This is a genomic window from Camelimonas sp. ID_303_24, from assembly GCF_053543495.1.
Window position 1 is genome coordinate 1 of the sequence record NZ_JBLLJM010000057.1, and the last position, 534, is coordinate 534.

The 534-nt window shown below is 61.0% G+C and carries 1 pseudogene; it reads right to left on the reverse strand.

Annotation, left to right across the window (positions count from 1 at the left end):
* A pseudogene (locus ACERNI_RS17935) lies at positions 1-521 on the reverse strand (IS481 family transposase); the annotation flags it as partial.
* Positions 522-534 lie beyond the last annotated feature (13 nt).

The following is a 534-nucleotide window of genomic DNA, read 5'->3' on the forward strand; positions in this document are numbered from 1 at the left end:
GTCTTCCTGTCGGCCTTGTCGACGAGCTGGGTCACGGCGAACTTGCTCGCGCGGTCGATACCGACAAACAAATATAGTTTGCCTTCAGCGGTCTGAACCTCGGCGATGTCGATATGGAAGAACCCTACGGGGTAGCGCTTGAACTTCGACCGCTTCGGCTTGTCGCCCTCCACATCAGGCAGGCGCGATATGCCGTGTCGTTGCAGGCATCGGTGCAGTGCGGATCGTGTCAGGTGGGGGATGGAGGGCTGCAGGGCGTAAAGACAATCGTCTAATGGCAGAAGCGTCTGACGCCGGAATGCCACAACCATCGCCCCTTCGGCTTCGGTGAGGACGGTGGACCGCGGCTCTGACGGCCCCGTCTTCATATCCTCGACCGTCGCACGCTTGCGCCACTTCGCAACGGTCTTGGGGTTGATACCCAACTCCCTGCTCAGTTGCGCGAGCGAAGCTTGCGATCGCTGTATTGCCGCTCGGACGGCGTGCGTGGTCGTGGCGCTTCCGTGGCGAACTTGTCCCATAGGGCATCCTTCC